Source organism: Bradyrhizobium sp. 197 (genome assembly GCF_023073375.1).
Lineage (GTDB): Bacteria > Pseudomonadota > Alphaproteobacteria > Rhizobiales > Xanthobacteraceae > Bradyrhizobium.
Map to the genome: position 1 here is coordinate 14,163 of NZ_JADPJJ010000100.1, position 22,430 is coordinate 36,592.

General features: G+C 63.8%; 24 protein-coding genes. 15 read left to right on the plus strand and 9 right to left on the minus strand.

Annotation, left to right across the window (positions count from 1 at the left end; genetic code table 11):
• Positions 1-21: 21 nt before the first annotated feature.
• A complete protein-coding gene (locus IVB27_RS23245; RefSeq protein ID WP_247445544.1) occupies positions 22-1,842 on the minus strand; it encodes a peroxidase family protein in 1,821 nt (606 codons plus the stop codon).
• 195 nt (positions 1,843-2,037) lie between these two features.
• Positions 2,038-3,009, minus strand: a complete 972-nt coding sequence (locus tag IVB27_RS23250; protein ID WP_247445545.1) for an MBL fold metallo-hydrolase — start codon at positions 3,007-3,009, stop codon at positions 2,038-2,040.
• Between IVB27_RS23250 and IVB27_RS23255 the strand changes: the two genes are divergently transcribed.
• Positions 3,003-3,338, plus strand: coding sequence for a hypothetical protein (locus IVB27_RS23255; protein ID WP_247445546.1), 336 nt, complete (start codon positions 3,003-3,005; stop codon positions 3,336-3,338). The genes IVB27_RS23250 and IVB27_RS23255 overlap by 7 nt on opposite strands.
• Here the strand turns inward: IVB27_RS23255 and IVB27_RS23260 are convergent.
• Positions 3,319-3,984 (minus strand): GntR family transcriptional regulator, encoded by a 666-nt coding sequence (locus tag IVB27_RS23260; RefSeq protein WP_247347086.1) that lies wholly within the window; start codon positions 3,982-3,984, stop codon positions 3,319-3,321. The two genes, IVB27_RS23255 and IVB27_RS23260, sit on opposite strands and share 20 nt — an antisense overlap.
• 116 nt (positions 3,985-4,100) lie before the next feature.
• Between IVB27_RS23260 and IVB27_RS23265 the strand changes: the two genes are divergently transcribed.
• The 6 genes from IVB27_RS23265 to IVB27_RS23290 are packed head-to-tail and all read left to right on the plus strand — an operon-like array spanning position 4,101 to position 10,320.
• Positions 4,101-4,895 carry an enoyl-CoA hydratase/isomerase family protein gene (locus IVB27_RS23265; RefSeq protein WP_247445547.1) on the plus strand — a complete coding sequence of 265 codons (795 nt, stop codon included), beginning with the start codon at positions 4,101-4,103 and terminating at the stop codon, positions 4,893-4,895.
• Between the two features lie 10 nt (positions 4,896-4,905).
• Positions 4,906-6,165, plus strand: coding sequence for a CaiB/BaiF CoA transferase family protein (locus IVB27_RS23270; RefSeq protein WP_247445548.1), 1,260 nt, complete (start codon positions 4,906-4,908; stop codon positions 6,163-6,165).
• 51 nt (positions 6,166-6,216) lie between these two features.
• Positions 6,217-7,209 carry a Bug family tripartite tricarboxylate transporter substrate binding protein gene (locus IVB27_RS23275; protein WP_247445549.1) on the plus strand — a complete coding sequence of 331 codons (993 nt, stop codon included), beginning with the start codon at positions 6,217-6,219 and terminating at the stop codon, positions 7,207-7,209.
• A 53-nt stretch (positions 7,210-7,262) separates the two neighbouring features.
• Positions 7,263-7,745 carry a tripartite tricarboxylate transporter TctB family protein gene (locus IVB27_RS23280; protein WP_247347080.1) on the plus strand — a complete coding sequence of 161 codons (483 nt, stop codon included), beginning with the start codon at positions 7,263-7,265 and terminating at the stop codon, positions 7,743-7,745.
• A gap of 11 nt (positions 7,746-7,756) precedes the next feature.
• The gene (locus IVB27_RS23285) at positions 7,757-9,319 is read left to right on the plus strand and encodes a tripartite tricarboxylate transporter permease (protein WP_247445550.1); all 1,563 of its coding nucleotides are present in this window, start codon (positions 7,757-7,759) and stop codon (positions 9,317-9,319) included.
• On the plus strand, positions 9,316-10,320 hold the full coding sequence (locus tag IVB27_RS23290; protein ID WP_247445551.1) for a 4-hydroxythreonine-4-phosphate dehydrogenase PdxA: 1,005 nt from the start codon (positions 9,316-9,318) through the stop codon (positions 10,318-10,320). The genes IVB27_RS23285 and IVB27_RS23290 overlap by 4 nt, the downstream gene beginning before the upstream one ends.
• A 20-nt stretch (positions 10,321-10,340) precedes the next feature.
• Here the strand turns inward: IVB27_RS23290 and IVB27_RS23295 are convergent, their stop codons facing one another.
• From IVB27_RS23295 to IVB27_RS23305, 3 genes are all read right to left on the minus strand, one after another.
• Complete coding sequence (locus IVB27_RS23295; RefSeq protein WP_247445552.1) at positions 10,341-10,757, minus strand: cupin domain-containing protein; 417 nt, start codon at positions 10,755-10,757, stop codon at positions 10,341-10,343.
• A 51-nt stretch (positions 10,758-10,808) separates the two neighbouring features.
• On the minus strand, positions 10,809-11,552 hold the full coding sequence (locus IVB27_RS23300; protein ID WP_247445553.1) for an SDR family oxidoreductase: 744 nt from the start codon (positions 11,550-11,552) through the stop codon (positions 10,809-10,811).
• 371 nt (positions 11,553-11,923) lie between these two features.
• Positions 11,924-13,213: an adenylate/guanylate cyclase domain-containing protein gene (locus tag IVB27_RS23305; protein WP_247445554.1), complete on the minus strand. Its 1,290-nt coding sequence runs from the start codon at positions 13,211-13,213 to the stop codon at positions 11,924-11,926.
• Between the two features lie 101 nt (positions 13,214-13,314).
• On the opposite strand from IVB27_RS23305, the gene IVB27_RS43320 reads away from it, so the two are divergent.
• On the plus strand, positions 13,315-13,977 hold the full coding sequence (locus tag IVB27_RS43320; RefSeq protein WP_247445555.1) for a cupin domain-containing protein: 663 nt from the start codon (positions 13,315-13,317) through the stop codon (positions 13,975-13,977).
• A gap of 183 nt (positions 13,978-14,160) precedes the next feature.
• Here IVB27_RS43320 and IVB27_RS23315 read toward each other — a convergent pair whose 3' ends face one another.
• Positions 14,161-15,237, minus strand: coding sequence for a methyl-accepting chemotaxis protein (locus IVB27_RS23315; protein WP_247445556.1), 1,077 nt, complete (start codon positions 15,235-15,237; stop codon positions 14,161-14,163).
• Positions 15,238-15,516: 279 nt separating this feature from the next.
• On the opposite strand from IVB27_RS23315, the gene recJ reads away from it, so the two are divergent.
• From recJ to IVB27_RS23330, 3 genes are all read left to right on the plus strand, one after another.
• On the plus strand, positions 15,517-17,358 hold the full coding sequence (gene recJ / locus IVB27_RS23320) for a single-stranded-DNA-specific exonuclease RecJ (RefSeq protein ID WP_247445557.1): 1,842 nt from the start codon (positions 15,517-15,519) through the stop codon (positions 17,356-17,358).
• 46 nt (positions 17,359-17,404) lie between these two features.
• Positions 17,405-18,214, plus strand: a complete 810-nt coding sequence (locus IVB27_RS23325) for an SDR family NAD(P)-dependent oxidoreductase (protein ID WP_247445558.1) — start codon at positions 17,405-17,407, stop codon at positions 18,212-18,214.
• Between the two features lie 111 nt (positions 18,215-18,325).
• Positions 18,326-19,123, plus strand: a complete 798-nt coding sequence (locus tag IVB27_RS23330; protein ID WP_247445559.1) for an aldolase — start codon at positions 18,326-18,328, stop codon at positions 19,121-19,123.
• 6 nt (positions 19,124-19,129) lie between these two features.
• On the opposite strand, the gene IVB27_RS23335 is transcribed toward IVB27_RS23330, so the two are convergent.
• Complete coding sequence (locus IVB27_RS23335; protein ID WP_247445560.1) at positions 19,130-20,359, minus strand: lytic murein transglycosylase; 1,230 nt, start codon at positions 20,357-20,359, stop codon at positions 19,130-19,132.
• 135 nt (positions 20,360-20,494) lie between these two features.
• Here IVB27_RS23335 and IVB27_RS23340 point away from each other — a divergent pair, with 135 nt between their 5' ends.
• The 3 genes from IVB27_RS23340 to IVB27_RS23350 all read left to right on the plus strand — a co-directional run bounded on the left by IVB27_RS23340 (position 20,495) and on the right by IVB27_RS23350 (position 21,336).
• Complete coding sequence (locus IVB27_RS23340) at positions 20,495-20,755, plus strand: hypothetical protein (protein ID WP_345946913.1); 261 nt, start codon at positions 20,495-20,497, stop codon at positions 20,753-20,755.
• 72 nt (positions 20,756-20,827) lie between these two features.
• The gene (locus IVB27_RS23345) at positions 20,828-21,079 is read left to right on the plus strand and encodes a hypothetical protein (protein WP_247347063.1); all 252 of its coding nucleotides are present in this window, start codon (positions 20,828-20,830) and stop codon (positions 21,077-21,079) included.
• 83 nt (positions 21,080-21,162) lie between these two features.
• Entirely contained in the window at positions 21,163-21,336 is a 174-nt protein-coding gene (locus IVB27_RS23350; RefSeq protein ID WP_247445562.1) for a hypothetical protein, read from the plus strand.
• 26 nt (positions 21,337-21,362) lie between these two features.
• Here the strand turns inward: IVB27_RS23350 and IVB27_RS23355 are convergent, their stop codons facing one another.
• Entirely contained in the window at positions 21,363-21,887 is a 525-nt protein-coding gene (locus IVB27_RS23355) for a MarR family winged helix-turn-helix transcriptional regulator (protein WP_247445563.1), read from the minus strand.
• 54 nt (positions 21,888-21,941) lie between these two features.
• On the opposite strand from IVB27_RS23355, the gene IVB27_RS23360 reads away from it, so the two are divergent.
• On the plus strand, positions 21,942-22,421 hold the full coding sequence (locus IVB27_RS23360; protein ID WP_247445564.1) for a carboxymuconolactone decarboxylase family protein: 480 nt from the start codon (positions 21,942-21,944) through the stop codon (positions 22,419-22,421).
• The last annotated feature ends 9 nt before the right edge of the window (positions 22,422-22,430 follow it).

The following is a 22,430-nucleotide window of genomic DNA, read 5'->3' on the forward strand; positions in this document are numbered from 1 at the left end:
GCTGAATATGAAGGCCATGGCTCAGCCTTGCAGCACGTGCCAGGGAGCAAAGGCGTTGTTTACGCCCTCGAGCGCCGGTCCGAGTTGCGGCACATGCCGCAGCAGGACCGATTTCATTCCGTTGTTGTGGATCCAGTCCAGGCCGAAGTTGGTGTAGACTTCCGCCCGGTAGTCGTCGGTGAAAAACCGGTCGCTCTTGAGACGCCGCGATGCCATCAGTATGAAGATGCGGAAGGCGGTATCGCTGAAGCCAAAACCGTCCGGCAGGTCCTCGGCCAATAGTCCGACCATCAGATCAACGCGATCGACGTCGCCCTTGTAGATCGCGCGCATCTTCCTGGCCGCGCCGGGGATGCTGGTGATTTCCTCGAATGTCTTGACCCGCTCCTTTCCGACCAGCTCGCGGAAACGGTTGTAGCGCGGCACGCCGCGCTCGCGGTCGCGCATGATATCGATCGCGGCCACATCGAGCAACGGCTGGCCGTCTTTCGTGAACTGGCGCAGGAAGTTGGGATAATTATGGAGGCGAATGGCGCCGGGATGAGCGGTGCCGAAGGAGTACATCAGGTTGGCGAAGCCGTGCGTCTCCATGAACTTGCGGGAGACGCCTCCCTGCATATCGACCAGCTTGCAGTGTTCGACCTCTGCGGCTTCGAGCCGCCGCACATCCATGTCGTCCGGGATCAGCGGGTGCAGGCGGTAGACGGCGGTGAATTCCTCAGTCATGGCGTAGGGCGCGCTGTGCTGCTCCGTCGGAGAACCGATGATGCCAAAGGCGGCTTCGCTGTTCTTGCCGAGCACCGCGCGCAGCACCCGATACGGTATCCCCGACCAATTGGCGTGCATGCTGAAGTCCAGCGCAGGATGGCCGAGGATGCCTGGCGTCCATTCGACGGTGTGGATCTTGGCGATCAGGGCCGCGTTGATCAGGCGCGCACGCTGGAATAGCTCCTCGTCATCCCAGGTCGGATACCGCGTCTTCAAGCCGTCGCAGATGATATTGTGCTCGCGTGCGAAGAGGTTGTGCAGCAGGCTGAGCCCGACCCACCAATTGTCATTGAAGCCGGTGAGATCGGCGCCCGGATGGACTGGATCGGCTGGAAGCATCCCATCATCGCCGACCGTGATCTTTCCATCGAGCCCGGAGCGGATCTGCATCTGCCTCGCGCGGTCGCTGCCGTAGATCTGTCCGGCGTCCCACCAGTGCGAGTTGAGGTTGCGGAACGTGGGGATCGCGCCGAGCCATGGTTCACGTGATGTCTCGTCGCAAACGGTCCGACGGATCTTCATGCAGCCGTCGATCCGCTCCTCCTTGGGCCAAGTGTCGCCCGGCTTGAGCGGGATTTTGAACTCGCTTCCCGACCCAGGCACCCCGTGGCTGAACCAGTTATGGGTTTCGAACTGGATCCAGGCCGCAGCCAGCAGATTGAGGCTGGTCGCGGGAATAAATTCGTCGCGCGCCAGCAATTCCTCCGAAATCACGCGCGGATTGGGTTCGAGCAGATCGTCCACGCTGTCCGGCACGCATTCCGACAGCGCGAAATTGCGTCCGAACCGGGCACCAGCCATCCCCATGCGCGGATGGTCGAGGCTGTTGAAGGAGCCGTCGGCGGAACGCCACCGGTCATTGCCCGTGCTCCAGCCGGGCGATGCCGTGCCGTAGCCGGTATGGTGCAGATTGTGCTTCCGCAGCCGGTCGCGGAACGCCGAAAGATTGGCAGCTCCGAGCAGGGTCGGCAGTTTGTCCCATGTGACAAAGAAGTTGATGGCCCGATAGACAACGTCCTGGACCCCTTGGAGCAGGTCACGGTGGAAGACAAAACCATCGTTCTCGCGGGACATTGACGCTCCCAAACACAACCGCGTGAAATTAGCTTCATTTGCAACTAGTAAGTGCAGTTCAGCAGCCCCAAAATGCCCGTTTGCCAACGCCGCCGGAGGCCTCACGAATTGCAGTTCTTTGCCGGTCGGCCGGACGGCGGTGATCGTTCGGATGGTCCGGGCGGCGCGTGCGCCACCCGAACCTGATCCGACGATCTACAACGTCATCTGCATCGGTTCGGGATAATAGTGGAAGCCTTCCCCGGCCTTGGCGACATGGCCATAGCCGGGCCAGGCGAAGTGATAGGACATCACAGGCGTCTTGTTCGCCGCAAGCATAGTCAGCAGTTTCACGCGCGACTCGGCCGCCTGCTTCGGGTCGGTGTCGTAGGAAAATTCCATCCGCGGCCGCTCGAGCAGCAGCACGGGATGATGTGAAAGATCGCCGAGGAAGGCGAAGGACTTGCCGGCCGACGAGACCATGAAGATGGTGTGGCCGACGGTGTGACCGGGCGCTGCGATTGCCTGTATGCCGGGCAGGAATTCCTGGCCGTCCTTGAAGAACACGATGCGGTCACGGACCGGCAGCAGGTTCTTGCGGGCGTGAACCACGAAGTCCTTTTCCGGGTTGCCAAGCTTGCCTTCGTCGGTCCAGAAATCGAAATCGGTCTGCGAAATGTAGATCTGCGCGTTCGGAAACAGCGGCTTGCCGCCGTCGTCCACGATGCCCCCGATGTGGTCGATATGGGCATGCGAGCAGACCACCGCATCGATGTCATCAGGCTTGATGCCGGCCTCGGTCATGCTCTTCTGCTGCCGGCCGGTGGTGGCGCCGAACATCTTGGATGAGCCCATGCCGGTATCGAACAGGATGAGCTTGTCGCCCGTGTTCACGATCGGCGAGTTCTGCTCCAGCACGACATTGTCCGGCGACAGGAAATTGTCGGTGAGCATCTTCTTCACCTCTTCCTTGGAAACGCCGGTGAAGGTGCCGGAGGGATCGCCGAGCGGCAGCGGTCCGTCGGAGACGACGGTGACTTCTGCGTCGCCGAGCACGAAGCGGTGCCAGTAGGGCGTTTGCGTGCCGAGCTTGGGAGCGCGCGCCATCGCGCTGCTGCCGAACATGGCGCTGGCACCAAGTCCGGCGCCAAGCGACAGCAGGGATCGACGTGAGACATTGAGTGTCATTCGTTTCCTCCAGTTTTTCTTTTGAGCTGCGCGAATTTGTCGCGCGTTATGTCGGCCTGAAGCCAGCGGTGAGATGCTGCGCCGGTTCAGACACGCTAGCAAGTGGAATTGGTTTGCGGATGATCGCGGCTTGTCGCAGTTGGCGGTGCAATTCCGGCGCGCGACAAAAGACGTTCGTTGCTGACTTTTGTCGTCAGCACGATCCGGTCAAGCCTGCCGCAAATGCAATCAATGATTGTGTCGCGATTATGTCGTCTAACCACGCGATGCGATGGGACGGTAAGATTTTTTTACGTCGCGAACGCTGTCTTACGCAATTCTCAGCGTGAGGTCATTGCCTTCCGTCTCTGCAAAGCCCGCCTGCAAGACCTCTTCGCGCTTGTGGCGCAGATGCGCACGCAGGATGTGCGAGAGGCCGGCGCCATCGCGCCGCTGGAGCGCGTTCAGGATCGCTTCGTGCTCGCTGACGGCAAATGCCCAGCGCTGCGGCGTCATCGGCGTGACATAGCGCGCGCGGCGGATGCGCGCGGTCACGGACGTATACAGCCCCGCAAGCACCGGGTTTCCGGCCGCTGCGACGATGCCTTCGTGAATGGCGCGGTTGCCGCGATAGTACTGGATCAAATCGCCCTCGCGATAATGCCGCACCATGTCCGCGTGCGCGGCGGCGATCGCGTCGATCTCGGCATCGGTGATGCGTTCGCAGGCGAGCTCCCCGGCGAGCGCCTCGAGACCCTGGCAGACCTCGAACAGGTCGCGCATGTCCTTGTCAGTCAGTTTCGCCGCGCGTGAGCCGCGATGGGGCAGGAGCTGCACGAGCCCTTCGGCTGCGAGCACCTTGAGCGCCTCGCGCAGCGGTGTGCGCGAAATCTCGAGCCGCTCGCACAGCTCGCGCTCGGGAATCCGCGCACCCGGCGGGATTTCGCCGTCGAGCAGGATGGCGCGGATACGGCCGACGACGTCCTCATGAAGCATGGGTCTCAGGTCCATTTGAATGCAAAATCGAAGATACATGCGCAGTATTGCAAGTTTTAGCTTGAAAAGCGATAATTTTGCATTCAAAAATGTAAAAAACAGAAGGACATAAGGAAATGGACGAGCAGGTCGAGGCGGAAGACCTCGTTTTCGAGCGCCAGGACGGCATCGGGCGGATCACTTTCAACCGACCGCAGGCGCGCAACGCCTTCACCTTCGCGATGTACGAGCGGCTCGCCGCGATCTGCGAAGAGGTCAATGACGATCATGCGATCAAGGTGCTGGTGCTGCGCGGGGCCGGCGACAAGGCGTTTGCCTCGGGCACCGACATCAATCAGTTCCGCGAGTTCAAGTCGCCGCAGGACGCGATCGACTACGAGAACCGGATCGATCGGGTGCTGACCACGCTCGAGGCGTGCCGGGTGCCGACGATCGCGGCGATCAACGGGTTCTGCACCGGCGGCGGTGCGGGCATTGCGGCGGCCTGTGACCTTCGCATCGGCACCAGAAGCGCGAAAATCGGCTTTCCCATCGCCCGGACACTGGGCAATTGCCTGTCGATGTCCAATGTCAGCCGTCTCACGTCGCTGATCGGCGCCGCGCGCGTCAAGGACCTGATCTTCACCGCGCGCCTCGTTGACGCCACGGAGGCCGCCAGCGTCGGGCTGCTCGGCGAGGTCGTCGAGGATCTTGCCGCGCTCGACCGGCGTGCCGACGAGGTCGCGCGGCTCGTCGCCAGTCATGCGCCGCTGACGCTGAATGCGACCAAGCAGGCCGTGGCGCGCCTGCAAAGGCGGCTGACGCGGGACGAGGGCGAAGACCTCATCCTGATGTGCTACACGAGCCAGGATTTTCGCGAAGGGCTCGATGCTTTCCTCACCAAGCGCGCGCCGCAATGGCGCGGCCAATAGGAACGGGCCGATGCAAAGCGATCGATCGCAATCCAATTCCCGCCGGTCGGGGCCGCTTGCCGGCCTCAAGGTCATCGATCTCACCCATGTCATGGCCGGGCCGACCTGCACCTTGATGCTGGCCGACATGGGCGCCGACGTCATCAAGATCGAGAAATCGCCGAACGGCGACGACACCCGCCATTCGGTCCCGCCGAAGATCGGCGATGAGGCGGCCTCCTTCCTGATGATGAACCGCAACAAGCGCGGCATCGTGCTGGACCTCAAGACCGACGGCGGCAAAGCGGTGCTGCGACGGCTGATCGCGGACGCCGACGTGCTGGTCGAGAACTTTGCGCCCGGCGCGATGGAGCGCCTCGGCTTCGGATACGAGGCGCTGCACGAAAAATTCCCGACGCTGATCTATTGCTCGCTGTCGGGCTTCGGCCGTACCGGTCCTTACAAGCACCGCCGCGGCTTCGATCTGGTCGCCCAGGCCATGAGCGGCATCATGAGCTTTACCGGCGAACGTCCCGACGGTCCGCCCGTGAAGTGCGGTCCGCCGCTGTCCGACATCACCGCTGGACTGCTCGCGAGCATGGGAATCCTCGCGGCGTATACGCACCGCCTCAAGACCGGCGAAGGGCAGTGGGTCGAGACCTCGCTCTATGAGGCCGCGCTGGTGCAGACCTATTGGCAATCGACCATTGCGCTGGCCGCGGGCACCGCGCCGCGCGCGATGGGCTCTGCTCATCCGCTCAACGCGCCGTATCAGGCGTTCGAGGCCTCGGACGGCTGGCTCGTGGTCGGCGGCGCCAACAAGAAGCACTGGCTGTTGATGCTAGAGGCCCTCGGCGCGAGCGAACTCGCCGCCGATCCGCGCTTCGTCACCGGGGCCGACCGCATGGCGCATTTGAAGGAGCTCGAAGCCGTCCTGAGCGAGCGCTTCCGCACCCAGACCCGGGCGCACTGGCTCGCGGCGCTGGACGAGAAGGGTGTTCCGTGCGGACCCGTGCACGACATGCTGGAGGCGCTCAGCGATCCGCAGACGCTGGCGCGCGAGATGGTCGTCGAGGTCGAGCACTCCACGCTCGGTCCGGTGAAGACGATCGGTCTTCCGGTCAAGTTTTCGGAGACCCCAGGCAAAGTGCGTACGGGCGCGCCGGTCTACGGTGAGCATACGCGCGAGGTGCTGGCCGAGCACGGGTTCGACCAGAAGCAGATCGAAGCGCTCGAACAAGAAGGCGCAATCGTCCTGGCAGCAGGAAGACGCGAGGAACGCGTCGCCTGACCGGACGTCAAAACGACAAGAACAAACGACAAAAATCAGCTGGAGGACATCATGGGTCGGACGTCAACATTTCTGCTCTCCGCAGCCGCAACCCTGCTCGCCGGCACGATGCCGGCGCTCTCGGCCTGGCAGCCGCAAAAGCCGATCGAGTTCGTGGCGACCGCCGGGCCCGGCGGCGGCACCGACAACCTCGCGCGCGCCGTGCAGAACATCATCACCAAGCACAAGCTGACGGAGCAGCCGATCGTCGTCGTCAACAAGGGCGGCGGCAGCGGCGCGGAAGGCTATGTCTACGGCAAGGCGTCCGCCGGCGATCCCTACAAGGTGATCTTCGGCACGTCGAATGCCTGGCAGCAGCCGCTCGTCTCCAAGGTCGCCTTCAACTACACCGATCTCACCCCGATCGCAGCGATGGCGCAGGACGAGTTCCTGCTCTGGGTCAAACAGGACTCGCCTTTCAAGACGGCGGGCGACTATCTGAAGGCGGCCGCATCGGGCGAATTCAAGATGGGCGGCGCTCAGTCGAAGGATACCGACGAGGTGCTGACCCGCATGATCGAGAAGGCAGGTCATGTCAAGATGACCTACATTCCGTTCAAGAGCGGCGCCGAAGCTGCCGTGCAGCTCGCCGGCGGACACCTCGACTCCCACGTCAACAATCCCAGCGAAAGCCTCGGGCAATGGCGCGGTGGAACGCAGCGCCCGCTTTGCGTTTTCAGTCCGAAGCGACTGCCGCAGGGCGCCAAGATCACCGCGACCGAAGGCTGGGGCGACGTTCCGACCTGTGTCGAACAGGGCCTCGACATCAAGCAATATGAGCAGCCGCGGACGGTGTGGTTGCCTGGCAAGGTCACTCCGGACCAGGCCGCGTTTTATATCGACTTGATGAAGAAGGTGCAGGCGACGCCGGATTGGAAGGACTACATCGAGAAGAGCTCCCAGATCGACACGTTCCTGACCGGCGCAGAGTTCGACAATTTCATCAAGGAGGACCTTGAGCGCGTCCGGCTGGTTGCGAGCGAGCAGGGCTGGTTGGTCAAGTAAGGCGGTGACACCGCAATGACGTTCTGACATCTCGTGACGGACCGGAGCCCTCGATGATCTCACGCCGTGCGCTTGAACTTGCGACCGCCATCCTCACCGGCAGCTTTGGTGTGGCCGTCGTTGTCTCCAGCCTCGACAACGGCATCGGCTGGTCCAGCGCGGGCGTGGATGCCGGGACGTTCCCGTTCCTGACCGGAATCATCATCGTGCTCGGAAGCCTCTACAATCTGGTGCGAGGCGTTCTGCCGGCCACGGCGCTCGCAAATGTTCCCATCGCAATCACGCCGATCGAGCTGCGCCGGCTTGCCGGCCTGTTCGTGCCGGCCGCGATTTTCGTTGCCGCGATCCCTTTGGCCGGGATGTATGTCGCCTCGTCGCTCTATGTCTTCGCAGTGCTTGCGATCCCCAAGTACCAATCCGTGCCGCGTGCTCTGGCCATGGCCGCGGCAACGGCGCTCGCGCTCTATGCCGTGTTCGAGCGCATGTTCCAGGTGAGCTTGCCGCACGGCGCGCTCGCCGCGGCGCTTGGCTTCTGACGGAGAGGCCGATGGACAATTTTGGGGAACTCCTTCACGGCTTCAGCATCGCGATCACAGTGCCGCATCTGGTGCTGATGGTTGTCGGCGTGCTGCTCGGTATTCTCGTCGGCGTGCTGCCAGGGCTTGGTGCGCCGAATGGGGTGTCGCTGCTGCTGCCGCTGACCTTCGGCATGCAGCCGGTGTCGGCGATTATCCTGCTCTCCAGCATGTATTGGGGCGCGCTGTTCGGCGGCTCGGTCACCTCGATCCTGTTCAACATTCCGGGTGAGCCGTCGTCGGTCGCGACCACCTTCGACGGCTATCCGATGGCCCGCGACGGCCGACCGACCACGGCGCTCGCGACTGCCTTCGGCTCGGCGGCGTTCGGTGCGCTGATCGGCGTCATCCTGATCACCTTCCTCGCATCCTGGGTGGCGCAGGTCGCGCTTGCCTTCGGGCCGGCGGAATATTTTGCGGTCTATTTCCTCGCCTTCGCGAGCTTCGTCGGCATGGGCGGCGCGGCGCCGATCAAGACCGTCGTGGCGCTCGCGATCGGTTTTGCCATTGCCGCGATCGGCATCGACACCGTCTCCGGCAGCGTGCGCCTCACCATGGGCGTCGACGAGCTGGTCAAGGGCGTGAATTTTGTCGTCGCCGTGATGGGCCTGTTCGGCATCGGCGAGCTGCTGGTCGCGGTCGAGGAAGAATTTCATGCCCGCGCGGTCTCCTCGAAGATCGAGTGGCGCGAGGTGTTTCGCGCGATCGGCCGCCTGCCACGGCATAGTGTTGCATTGCTGCGCAGCGCGGCGATCGGGTGCTGGATGGGGATCACGCCGGGCGGCCCGACCGCGGCATCCTTCATGAGCTACGGCATCGCCCGCCGCTTCTCGCGCCGTGGTAAATACTTCGGCACCGGAGAGGTCGAAGGTATCATCTCGCCGGAGACGGCAGATCACGCCGCCGGCACCAGCGCGCTGCTGCCGATGCTTTCGCTCGGCATTCCCGGCTCGGCGACCGCGGCAGTCATGATGGGCGGGCTGATGATCTGGGGTCTCAATCCCGGGCCGATGCTGTTTGTCGACCAGAAGGACTTTGTCTGGGGCCTGATCGCCTCGATGTATGTCGGCAACATCGTCGCCGTCGCGCTGGTGCTGCTGACCGTCCCGGTCTTCGCCGCCCTGATGCGGATTCCCTTCGTGATCATCGCGCCGCTGATCGTGATCATCTGCGTCGTCGGCGCCTATTCGGTGTCGAACTCCTATCTCGACGTCGTCATGATGCTCGGCTTTGGCATCGTCGGTTATCTCTTCAAGAAGCTGTTCTATCCGCTGGCGCCACTCGTGCTCGCGATCGTCATCGGCGACAAGGCCGAGGACGCGTTTCGGCAGTCGATGCTGATGTCCAAGGGATCGCTCGGAATCTTCTTTGCCAACAAGCTGGTGACGTGCCTGATCGTGGCCGGCATCACGCTGTTGCTGCTTCCGCTCGTGCTGCAGCTCCCGCGCCTCTGGCGCAAACCCGCATCTGCCGCGACCGGGACAACGGCCCAAGAGAAAGCTCAAGAGACAGCTCGAGAGAAGGTGATCATATGACCGCAAAGCCGCTCATTGCACTGGCAATGGGAGATCCCGCCGGCATCAGCCCGGAGCTGACTGCAAGGCTCGTGGTGCAGGACGATATCCGCGCCTGCAGCCGGATCGTCGTGGTCGGTGACCGCCGCATCTTCGACCAGGGCGCGCGCATTGCCGGCGTCAAGCCCGAGCTGAAGACAATGGAGCAGGGAGCCGACTTCCGCGCAGCGAAGGGCGAGACGCTGTTCGTCGATCTCGGCCACCTCGATCCCAACGACGTCCAGCGGGGAGTTGCCAGCCTTGCCGGCGGCAGGTTCGCGCTTGCCAACTACAAGCACGCGCTCGAACTCGGCCGCGACAACCGCGTCGATGCCGTTTGCTTCACCCCGTTCAACAAGCAGGCGATGCGGCTCGCCCGCGCCGAGTATGACGACGAGATCGCGTTCTCCGCGGAAGTGGTCGGACTCAAAACCCCTGCAAGCGAATTCAATGTGCTGGACCGACTCTGGAACGCACGCGTGACGTCCCACATCCCGCTCAAGGACGTTGCCGCGCGACTGTCCAGCGAACGCATCCATCGCGCGCTCAAGCTGACCGATTCCTGCATGCGCAATGCAGGCTTCGCGCGGCCGCGCATCGCGGTCGCCGGGCTCAATCCGCATGCCGGCGACGGAGGCAATTTCGGCCGTGAGGAGATCGATGTTATTGCGCCGGTCGTCGCAGCCGGCCAGCGCGATGGCATCGCCGTGGAGGGACCGTTTCCCGCCGACACCGTGTTCCTGCGCGCCAAGGGCGGCGCCTTCGATGCGGTGCTGACGATGTATCACGACCAGGGCCAGATCGCGATGAAGCTGATGGGTTTCGATCGCGGCGTGACGTTGCTCGGCGGCTTTCCGTTCCCGATCTGCACGCCGGCGCACGGCACTGCCTACGACATCGCGGGCCAGGGCACTGCGTCGATCGGCGCCAGCCGCGCCGCGGTGTTGCTCGCGGCGGAGATGGCCGCGCCGCGCGCTGCCTGATTGCACGCGCTGACCTGGCGTTACTTCGCGACAGGCGTCACGAGCTCCTTATCCGCTGTATCCACCACAAAGACCGCCAGCAGCTTCGCGGGCTCGGTGTCGCTGGCGTTGGCGCTAACGGAATGGCGGTCGCCGGGCTTTTCAGAAAAGTTCTCTCCCTTGTGATAAACCTTGGCAGGCTCGTCATTGACCTGACTGCGGATCGCTCCTTCCAGGATGGTGGCATAGATGAATGCGGAGCGCGGGTGCATGTGGGCCGGCGAGGAGCCTCCAGGGCCGTATTCGACCAGCACGCCCTTCATGCTCTTGCCGGGGACATTCGGCAGCGCCTGGTCGAACACGACCGTCACCTTGGCCGATGGCGCAGCGGTCTCGGCGGCGTGTGCCGTCAGGAGAGATGCGGTATAAATCGCGGTTGCGATCAGCAATCTGCGCATGGGATTCCCTTTATTGCCGTTTCTGTCGTGATCTGTGGGACTTGCGAGTCTTCAGAGCGTCTCGAGCCATGTCGCGAGCGGCATTTTTCCGAGCCGTGCCTCCCCGAGCGGGTTCAGCGATCTGTCGTCAATGGGAGCGCCGTAATAGGTTGCTTTTGGATCTCCCACCACAGGTCGGGCGTCGCCAGACGCCTTCAGGCGCCGTGCGATAAATTCATTGAAAGGAGCCTTCTCGGGCCCTGCGATATCGATCGTGCCGTTGAGCGGCTCGCCCATCGCGACCTCCACGAGGCGATCGGCGACGTCCTCGGCCGCGATCGGCTGAAACAACGCCGATGGAACGACGATCCGGTCCTCGGTCGCACCCATATCGCCGATGGCGCCGAGGAATTCGAAGAACTGGGTGGCGCGGACGATCGAGTAGGGCACCGGAGATGCCTTGACGATGGTCTCCTGCGCGAGTTTTGCACGAAAATAGGCGATGTCGGGCGATCGATCGGTTCCCACGATCGAGAGCGCCACGTGATGCTTCACGGCGGCGGCCGCCTCGGTCGCGGCGAGGTTCTTGCTCGAACGCTCGAAGAATTCCAGCACGGCGGCAGGCTCCCACGACGGCGCGTTAGCGACGTCAACGACGACATCCGCGCCCGCCAGCACTGCTGCGAGGCCTTCCCCGGTCACGGCGTTGACGCCTGATTTCGGCGAAGCTGCCACGGCCTCGTGGCCCTGCTGCTTGAGCTTCGCTACGAGCTTGGATCCGATCAATCCGGTCCCGCCGATCACGACGATCTTCATGGCATGTCTCCTCGGTATTTTGCGAGTGTGGGATGGTCAAAGCCAACGGGTACTCACGCTCTCACGTTGATGAACGCAATGCGAAGCGACTCTTACCCGAGCAATGGGGCAAGCTCTTGCCTGTAACGGGCCTGCCTTGCCGGAAAATGCTCCAGAGATTTCGTCGCGATACGACAATTGGTAAGGGATTATTCCCCTTTTGGCGACGTCAGCCCACGTCGCGGAGTCGCGCACATAAGCGTCGCATCGTCGGGGTGTCCACGCAGGCGCCTGACTTTAGACGAGGTGAACGGCCGCATTTGCGGACTGCACGACGATCTCAGGTTGCCGCTGTTTTGCCCGACGCATCAGACGGACCGTGCGCGCTCCCGTCAATCCGGCGCCAACCGGGAACCGCCGATACGGTGATACTCGGCAAGAAACTGGTCATTCGGCAAATGGCCATCGCCATCGCGCGAATACTCGGTCTTCAGGCCATTGAGGAAGAACATTTGATGGGCGCGTTCGTGCTTGGCTTCGACAGCGCCGCGTGACTCCAGCGCGAACAGCCCGTGGACATGTCCGGCCACGGTTTCCGACACGTTGATCCTTCCTGCGACTCCAGACGCTTCCATGAACCATGCGGTGTTGACCGCATCGCCCCAGATGTCGAAGGTCATCCTGCGCAGGCCGACGACGCCAGAAATGACGGGCCCGGTATGGATACCAATGCGCAGTTGCGGGCCATGTTCGCCAACTGCTTCGTATTGCGCCTTCAGGCGATCAAGCCGGGCGCGCATCTGCAGCGCCGCCAGGCAAACATCAATCGAGTGCCGCCGGCCGGGCGATAGCACGCCGGCCACCGCCATGTAGGCGTCGCCTATGGTCTTGACCTTCTCCAGACCATATCGGGCGCCGATTTCGTCCAGGGTCGAGAAATACTCATCGAGGAGATTGATGAGCCGGGCCGGCTCGGTCCGTTCGGCCAGCAGCGTAAAGCCCTGGATATCTGCGAACAGGATGGTCGCCGATCGCGTGTATCTGGGCTGGACCCTGCCGCTGCGCTTGAGTTCGTCGGCGATCGACGTCGGCAGGACATTGCGCAGCAGGGCTTCAGCACGCGCGCGCTCGGCAGCGGCCTCCAGTCGTGCCTGCTCGAGCTCCCTGATGGTCTGGCCGTACTCGAGCAGCTTGCGGCGGAGCTCCAGTTGCGCCAGCACCTGATGCGAAAGCATTCGCAGCGCTTCCGTCTGCTCGAAGGAAAGCTGCCGCGGCTCGAAGTCCATCACACAGAGCGTTCCGAGCGCATAGCCTTCATCGGTAATCAGCGGCATGCCGCAATAGAACCGGCAGGATGGCCTTAGCGCGACCATCGGACTGTTCTGAAATCGCGGATCCTGTTTCAAGTCGGGAATGACGAGCAGTTCGGCGCCGCAAATTGTCGTTGCGCAGATGGCGCTCTCGCGTGGTGCGTCGGTGACTTCGGCCGGCAGGCCATATCTCGCCTTGAGCCACCGCCGGTCGTCATCGATGAAGCTGATATAGGAGATCGGGCAGCCGCAGAGTTGCGCCGCAAGCTCGGTAATTTCGTCGTAAGCGGCCTCCGGCGCACTGTCGATGATGTCGAGTGCGCGCAGGGCGGCGAGCCGTTCTGTTTCGTTTGTGGGCGCCGGTGACGGCATGTTGGTCTCCTCGAAGGAGATCCTGAGACGGGCCTCCCGCCTTTTCGGAATTCAAGCGGTGCGACCACCCGTTCATTTGGGAAGCGCTGGAGGTGCGGCAAGTGCCGTTCCAGCAGGGGATACGCCGGTTCCGCTGCGCGACATCGGTGGGCGAAGCCCATCTTCGGGTGCGGAACGTTATGGCGTCGGGCGGGTTCGTTTTCGCTGGAAGACAGCGCATCGCAACCCGATCCTTGGAGGGAACTGCCATGAGCAGCGATGCAACTCGCAATTATCCGTCATTGAGCGCGTTGTTCCGGGCGCCGGGGAGCGGACCCACGCTCGACGTGCTCGGTGTGACGCATAGCTACAAGGCGATGGCGAGCGATACCGGCCAACAATTCTCCGTGTGGGAATCGATCGTGCCGCCGGGTCGCGGGGCGCCAGCGCATACGCACAGCCGCGAGGACGAGGCATTCTATGTGCTGAGCGGCGAGGTGGTTATGGACATCGAAGGTGCGACCGGTCCGTTGCGTCTTGGCACCGGTGCATTTCTTTTCGCTCCGCGCCATCGGCGTCACGGCTATCGCAATGTCGGCACGGATACGGCGCGCCTGCTGGTGTTCGCGATGCCGGGCGCCGGTCTCGATCGCATGTTTGCCGCCTTCGACGAGCTTGGACGACACAGCGGAGGCATGCCGCCTGTCCAGGCCGTCGCGACGATCGCCGAGCAGCATGGTGTCGTGATCCATGCATCGGTCACTTCAACTGATGAAGGCATATGATCGCCGCATCTCGCGGGCGATGCGCAGCTGCCATCGTTCTGCCTGACGTATCAAACGCTTATGCAGCGTGAGCATGCATCATGCCTGCACCCTGCGCTACTTTGCATGGGGTTGTTTTGGGTTGTTTTCCGGTTTTTTTGTCTGGCAGGCGAGCCGGACCGTCGTCGGCTTGACCGATTGGCACTACGCCCCGCAGACGATCATGCCGTACCAGCCGAGCCCCCGATACGTCTCGTAGCCGGGCGTCGCATGGAACGCGACCAGCGCGCCGGAGCGATCCTGGTAGAAGCCGGAGCGCTGGCCGTTGAGCGAGAGCCGTACGCGTTCGCTCAAAATGCCCTGGCCGTCCGAGGCGGCGATGATGCGAAGATTGGAATCGACCAGCAGCACGCGCGCCTTGTCGCTGTCGCCGACGCGCACGCCTTGCACGATGGAGCGGGCCTGTGCCTCCCAGTCGAAATGTATGGCGAGCACGCCGATCGGCGCGCCGTTGGCCTGGCCGCCGGCGCGGACGCTGGCGCAATAGGTCGCGACCGGCGCATTGCCGAGCAGCGGCTGGTTCTCGACGTCGCCGGCGACATAGTCGTCGCCGGAGCGCAAGGTCTTCGCTTCGCGAAACCATTTGGTGTGGGCGACGTTCTGGCCGACGGCGCGAAAGCGGTCGGCGCGGCCGTTGGCGATGACATTGCCGTCGAGGTCGCAGAGCCAAAGGTCGAGATAGACGGTGTAAGCACCGAGGATCACGCCGAGGCGCTGCGAGGCATGGGACACGGCAGCGGTGCCGGGCGAGGCCGCGCAATCGACGACAGCGGAATCGGTCGCCCACCAGCGGACGTCGCAGGTACGTTCATAGAGGTTACGGTCGATCAGCTCGATGGCGTTGAGCGACAGATCGACCATGCGCTCGCCGCGCGAGCGCCGGCTCATGCGGTCGATCGAGGCGACGAGATCGCCGGTGCGTTTCGTCAGTTGGCTTTCGAGCTCGCGGGCGATGGTCTCGACCTGCTGGCCGACGCCGCGCACCTCCTGCGCCACCACTGCGAAGCCCGCACCCTGCGCGCCCGCGCGCGAGCTCTCGATCAGCGCGTTCAGCGCCAGCATCTTCATCTGGTTGGTGATCTGCTGGATCGCCTTGGTTTTGTCGACCGCGATCTGGTTGACCTCCGCCGTGAGGCGGTTGATCAGCGCGGAGATGTCGGAATCATCGTCGGCGGGTTCGGTCGCGATCGGCTTGGCTTTGAGACCCAGCGCAGCAGACATCGGGGGACTTCCCTTGGCAATGAGGTCTGATCTGCAACGAACCCGGAACAATCACTGACAGATCGAATACGAGTCTTTTTCGAAGATTCCGCCTAACGCCTGCTTAATTTGCTGTTTTGCGGAATGCTCAAATGATAGTCAGTCCGCGTAGCAAAGCAGCAATCCACCGCTTTGTGCGGCGCAGACATTGCCAAGCCCGGGCGATTCCGGGTCAATCGTCCCGCTGGCCGGGCGATGCGATGGCTCCGGCTCCCAGGTTCCTCAAACCGACAGCTATTCATGACGCCGCCCGCCACCGCCTTGCCTGTCGAAGCACCCCAGGCGTTCCTGGGAGTGGCACGCTCGCTCACCGACAAGCTCTGGCGCGACCGGCTGGACGCGCGCGGGGCGGCCAAGGCGCTCGCCATCGTGCAGCAGCACCAATTGCCCGAGCTGCTGGCGCGGGTGCTGGCGGGCCGCGGCGTCGACACCGATGCGGTCGCCGATTTCCTCGATCCGACCATCCGCAAGCTCATGCCGGATCCGTTCACGGTGACCGAGATGGAAGCCGCCGCGAAGCGGATCGCGGATGCCGCCGCGAATGGCGAGAAGATTGCGATCTTCGGCGACTATGACGTCGACGGTGCGACCTCGGCGGCGCTGCTGAGCTGGCATCTGCGCCATTGCGGTCTCGATCCGCTGATCCACATTCCCGACCGCATCTTTGAAGGTTACGGCCCCAACGTCGAAGCGGTTCGCGGGCTGGCCGCGAAGGGCGCCACGCTGCTCGTCACCGTCGATTGCGGCACCACCAGCATCGAGCCGCTCGCCGAGGCAAAACGTCTCGGCATGTCCGTTGTCGTGATCGACCACCACCAGGCCGGCGACGTGCTTCCGGAGGTCGATGCGCTGGTCAATCCGAACCGGCTCGACGATCTCTCCGGCCTCGGTCATCTCGCCGCCGTTGGCCTCGTGCTGGTGACGCTGGTCGCGGTCAATCGCGAGCTGCGCCGGCGCGGCTTCTGGAGTGCGGGGCTGCCTGAGCCTGATCTGCTCTGCATGCTGCATCACGTCGCGCTCGGCACGGTTGCCGACGTCGCGCCGCTGATCGGTCTCAACCGCGCTTTCGTCGCCAAGGGCCTGATCGCGATGCGGCGGCGCGACCATGTCGGCCACACCGCGCTGATGGACGTGTCGCGGCTCAACGGCCCACCGGAGGCTTGGCATCTCGGATTCATGCTGGGGCCGCGCATCAATGCTGGCGGTCGCATCGGCCGCGCCGACCTCGGCGTGCGGCTCTTGCTCGAAGGTGACAGCGTCGAGGCCGCGCGGATCGCCACCGAGCTTGACCGCCTCAACAGCGAGCGCCGCGTCATCGAGCAGGGCGCCGAAGCGCAGGCCGAAGCCGAGGCACTCGCCTCGATCGGCTTCGAGGACAAACTCGGCGTCATCGTCACGGCCTCCGAAGGCTGGCATCCCGGCGTGGTCGGTCTTGTCGCGTCCCGGTTGAAGGAGAAGTTCTCGCGACCCGCCTTCGCGATCGCGCTGGAGCCCGGCGGCATCGGTACCGGCTCGGGTCGCTCGATCGCCGGCGTCGACATCGGCAAGGCGGTTCGGCAGGCAGTGACCGATGGTATTCTGCTCAAGGGCGGCGGCCACGCGATGGCTGCGGGCGTGACGCTGCGGAAGGAGAAGCTCGCCGAATTCCGTGCCTACCTCGAGAATGCGTTGGCACGCGATGTTGCCGAGGCCCGCCACGTCAACGAGCTCTACATCGACGGCGCGGTTTCCGCGCGCGCGGTGACGACGGAGCTTGCCGCCACGCTCAACCGTGCAGGTCCCTTCGGCAGCGGCAATCCGGAAGCCGTGCTGGCGCTGCCGGCGCATCAGCTCGTCTATGCCGACGAGGTCGGACAGGCGCATTTGAGGCTGCGCTTCAAGTCGGGCGACGGTGCTATCGTCAACGGCATCGCGTTCCGTTCGATCGGACAGAAGCTCGGCAACGCGCTTGTTGCCAATCGCGGCCAGCAATTGCATGTCGCGGGATCATTGTCGGTCGATCGCTACCAGGGCGCGGAGCGCGTGCAATTCCGCGTCATCGACGTCGCGCTACCCGACCAAGGGCCATCCATGATTAGATAGGTCCGGCAAACAACCAAAAAGCAAACAACAAAAAAAGGGAGTGAACATGGCAGGGCAGGTTGAGGGCAAGGTCGCGCTGGTGACCGGCGGCGCATCCGGAATTGGCGAAGCGATCGTCGAGCTGTTCGCGCGCGAGGGCGCCACCGTCATTGCCACCGACATCGACGAGTTGCGCGGCCCCGAACTCGCCAGTCGCATCACCAAGGCCGGCGGCAAGGCGATTTTCCTGGAGCAGGACGTCACCAGCGAAGAGCGTTGGATCGAGATCGTCGCTGATATCGCAAAGCGCCATGGCCGGCTCGACATCATGGTCTCCAATGCCGGCATCGGCATTGCTGTGCCCTCGATCGTCGACATGACACTCGGTGACTGGCGCAAGCAGAACGCCATTAATCTCGACGGCGTGTTTCTCTCCGTCAAACATTGCCTGCCCTTGATGCGCAAAACCGGCGGCGGCTCGATCGTCATGATGTCCTCGCTCGCAGGCTTGCGCGGCTCGCCCGGGCTGTCGGCCTATTCGGCGACCAAGGGTGGCGTGCGGCTGTTCGCAAAATCGATCGCGATGGAGTGTGCGGCCGCCGGTGACGGCATCCGCGTCAACTCCGTCCATCCCGGCATCATCGACACGCCGATCTGGGGCAAGATCCCGACCGGCGCGACCGGTAACCAGGGCAACGCGCCGATCGATCCGGACGAGCGTGCGCGCGTCGTCACGCCGCTTGGCCGTGCTGGCCAGGCCGCCGAGATTGCCTCTGGCGTGCTGTATCTGGCCTCCGATGCCTCGCGCTACGTCACGGGCAGCGAGCTCGTCATCGACGGCGGCATGAACGCCGGCGGCGTGCCGCGGCGACAATAAGCCGCCGCGCGGGCTGCGAAGGGCAGGGTGGCGCCCGCAGGGGCTGACGCGCAGGCGCAGCCCCTGTACAACGCGGGCAGCTCTCCCGACCGACAGAGGTGTCCTCCCGCCATGGCGCACAGCCTTCACTCTTCGTCATCCACGCCGGCGCCATTCCGCTCGAATCGTCCGGATCTCGTCAGCGACGCGATCCGGAGCGCGCGCGAGGATCTCGCTGCCTGCTTCCGCATGGCCGCGCGCAACGGTTTTGAGGAGGGCATCTGCAACCACTTCTCGGCCGTGGTGCCGGGCCATGACGATCTGTTTCTCGTCAACCCTTACGGCTACGCCTTCCGCGAGCTGACCGCGTCAAAACTGCTGATCTGCGACTTCCACGGCAACGTGCTCGACGGCGAGGGCGTGCCTGAGGCGACCGCGTTCTACATCCATGCCGAGATGCACAAGCGCCTGCCGCGCGCCAAGGTCGCCTTCCACACCCACATGCCCTACGCCACGGCGCTGTCGATGACCGAGGGCGACCCCCTGATCTGGGCCGGCCAGACCGCGCTGAAATTCTACGGTCGCACGGCGGTGGACCGCGACTACAACGGCCTCGCGCTCGACAACAGCGAAGGCGCGCGCATAGCGTCAGCCGTCGGGGATGCCGACATCGTCTTCATGAAGAATCACGGTGTGATGGTGCTGGCGCCGACTATCGCGGAAGCCTGGGACGATCTCTACTACCTCGAACGCGCCGCCGAGGTACAGGTGCTGGCGATGTCGACGGGAAGGAAAGTGCTGCCGGTCGATGCCGCGATTGCGGCCGAAACCTACAGGCAGATGCGCGAAGGCGATTCCGAATCCGCGCGGTTGCATCTTGCCGCGATGCGCCGCCAGCTCGATGCCGAGGAGCCGCAGTACCGGCACTGAGCCGGCCTACGACCCCTGGCGCAGCTTCGCCAGCACCTTCAGCCCGCCATAGCCGTCCGCAGGCGCGATCCCCGCGCGCTGCTGGAAATCCTTGATCGCCTTCATGGTGTCGTTGCCGACGCGACCGTCGGTGCCGCCGGTGTCGAAACCTGCCTTGGTCAGGCGCGTCTGCATCTCCTGCACTTCTGCGAGTGTCAGCGCGCGCTCAGAGCCGGGGAAGGGCTGGATGAAGGGCGGCCCGCCGAGGCAGCGGTCGCCGAGATGGCAGATCGCCAGCGCATAGTTCATCGAGGGATTGTAGCTTTTCACCGCGCTGAAATTCGGTCCCAGCAGGAAGGTCGGTCCGCCCGCAACCGGCGTCCACATCTGCGCGGACGCGGAGGGTTGCGGAAACGGCTGGCCGTCGGCGCGGGTGACGCCGGCCGCCTGCCAGGCCGCATAGGTCCGGCTGCCGCTCGCCTCGCCGGATGCGCGCACCTCGTAGCCCCAATGCTCGCCGCGGTGCCACTTGCCGCGGTTGACCAGATATTTTGCGGTCGAGCCCAGCGCGTCGTCGGGCTTGCCGAACGGCGACACCTTGCCGTCGCCGTCATAGTCGATGCCGACATTGAGCCAGACCTCCGGCATCCATTGCGAATGCCCCATCGCGCCGGCCCAGGATCCCTGCATCTGCTCGGGCGTGCTCCAGCCCTTGTCGATGATGCGCAGCGCGTTGATCAGCTCGGTCTCCCAATAAGCCTTGCGCCGCGGCTCATTCCAGGCGAGCGCGGCGAGCGAGGGAAATACCGGCGTCATGTGGTTCTGCTGCACCAGCGGATCGCCATACGCTGACTCGACGCCCCAGAGCGCCAGCAGCGTGCCGCGCTCGACGCCGAAATCGCGCTCGATGCGCGCGAGCAGCGCCTCGTTGTTTTTCAGCGCGATCTTGCCGTTGATGATGCGCCAGTCGGAGACGCGGCGGTTGATGTATTGCCAGACCTGCTCGTGGAATTCGGGCTGGTTGCGCATCTGCTTGAACACGCTCATGTCGGGCTCGACCCGCGCCATCGCGCGCTGCCAGGTCGCGGCCGAAATTCCCTTCGCCATGGCACGAGCGCGAAAACCCTCCCGCCATTCCTCGAAGCCCGGAGGCGCGGCGAGGATGCGCGTTGGAATGACGATGAGTGCGGTTGCGCCGAGCGTGGATCGAAGCAGAGCGCGGCGGCTGCGATGGGCCGAGGAATCAGCTTGTTTCATGAACCTAGTCTAGCGGGAAACATGGCGCTTGTGACCCGGTTCCTGGAACTGGAGGAACAAGCCGCCTTGCATGCGTTCGCCGGAACAAACTGTCGCACTCCCGCATTTTCCCCGCACCAAATTGAGGAGGAGAAGATGAGGAAATATCTGTTTGCCGCCGCTATGGTCACCGCCATCGCCGCGCCTGCATTTGCCGACGAAGTCGGCGTTCACGTCGGTCCGGTCGGTGCCGGCGTGACGGTGGGACAATCTCACGAATATCGGGAGCGGGACCGCGACCGCGACCGCACCACGGTCGTCAAGGAGCGCGAGCCTGCCGACCGCACCACGGTGATCAAGAAGGAAGATGAACTCGGCAACCGCAGCAAGACCGTGATTCATCACGACAATGACTGACGGAACGGGGCCCCGGCCGATCGCCGGGGCCCGCTGCCGCACGCAGTCCGTTCATCGAGAACTTGGGGTGGAATGAAGATAAACGCGCATACGGAAAGCCATGTGGTCGAGCTGGATGACGGATCACAATGGCAGATCTTTCCCGGCGATCTCGCGACCACGCTGAGCTGGAAGCCTGAGACCGATCTGCATCTGGAGCCAAGCGGCCACCGGGTGAGTTCGCATGAGCTGGTGAACGCGGCGGACCAAAGCCGCGTGCGGGTGATTGCAGCGGGCGAAACCTGGTCTGATGGCGAGGTTAAGAAAGTGTTGAAGGGCAGGTAGGACGTTCCTGTAACGGGTGGATATCCCCGATTTAAGCCTGTCACTTTACGGTCGGTTCGTTTCCATCTGCGCATAATACGAACATGCGAGAGCTGTTCGACATCATCCGCATCAATCCCTGGCCGTTTGGCGCGGGGCTATTCGTCGTGATCCTGATGATCGTTGTCGAGAATTTTGGCCGCGGCATTCGAGGCGACGGTGCCGTCAGCGACTTCTCGGATTACGATCGCGGCTGCGGCGAGGGAGACGGCGACTAGACTCGCCCGCGGCAACCGCAGATCGCTTAATCCTCCTGTAGATCCGTCGCGATTCCGGCGAGCCAACGCCGGATCGCGGCTTCCGCCTTGGTATCCAAATCTCGAGCGAGGCGCTTCTCCAGCGCGATCACTCGTTCCCGGCACGCCTTCAAAAGCGTCGCCCCGCGCGGCGTCAACGTCCATTGCTGGATGCGGCCGTGGACAGGATGCGGCGTCATCACAATCGCGCCGTCACGTTCGAGATTACGGATGATGACGCCCACAGTCTGGGGCGTCAGGAAGGTGAGACGGGCGACATCGGCGCCGGACAGTCCCGGATAGGCATTGAGCATGGTCAGCACAGCGAATTGCGGCGACGTCACGCCGAGATCGGCCAGCGACCGCTCCATCGTCAGACGGACTGCGGCGTGGGCCTGGCGCAACAGATATCCGAGATAACCCTGCTCGCCGCGCTTGCCTTCCCCCGGGGCTGGCACGCGCACCACCGGGGCGGCCGTGGGTGCCTTCCGCCGGGGTTGCGATCTCGTGATATCGGCCGGCTTGCGCGTCATGTATGAGCTCTTATAATGTGTCAGCGCTCTTACAATATCACGAGGTGAACGGCAATGTCACACGCCCGCAGCGAATACGAGGATTTCAAGCAGATCGCGCCCGACGTCTATGATCTCGTGCTGGCGCTGGGACAGCTCGCAGCCAAGGCCGGCCTCGACAAGCAGCTCCTCGAGCTGGTCAAGCTGCGTGCCTCGCAGATCAACGGCTGCGCGTTCTGCGTGCAGCATCACATCCTGCTTTCGGAGCGGATCGGCGTGCCCGTCGACAAGCTCAATCTGGTCGCGGTCTGGCGCGAGGCGCCGATCTTCTCCGCGCGCGAGCGCGCCGCGTTGGCCTGGGCCGAGGCGCTAACGTTGCTGCCTGATGGCGTCGGCGAAGACGTGTACGCCGAAGCGAGCGGTGAATTCTCCGAGACCGAGCTGACCTACCTGACCTCGGCGGTCGCCTCGATCAGCGTCTGGAACCGTTTTGGCGCAGCGTTTCGCTGGACGCCGGCGAAGCGGCCGGTTGCAGCGAATGCCGCGGCGTCCTGATTGCAAAGA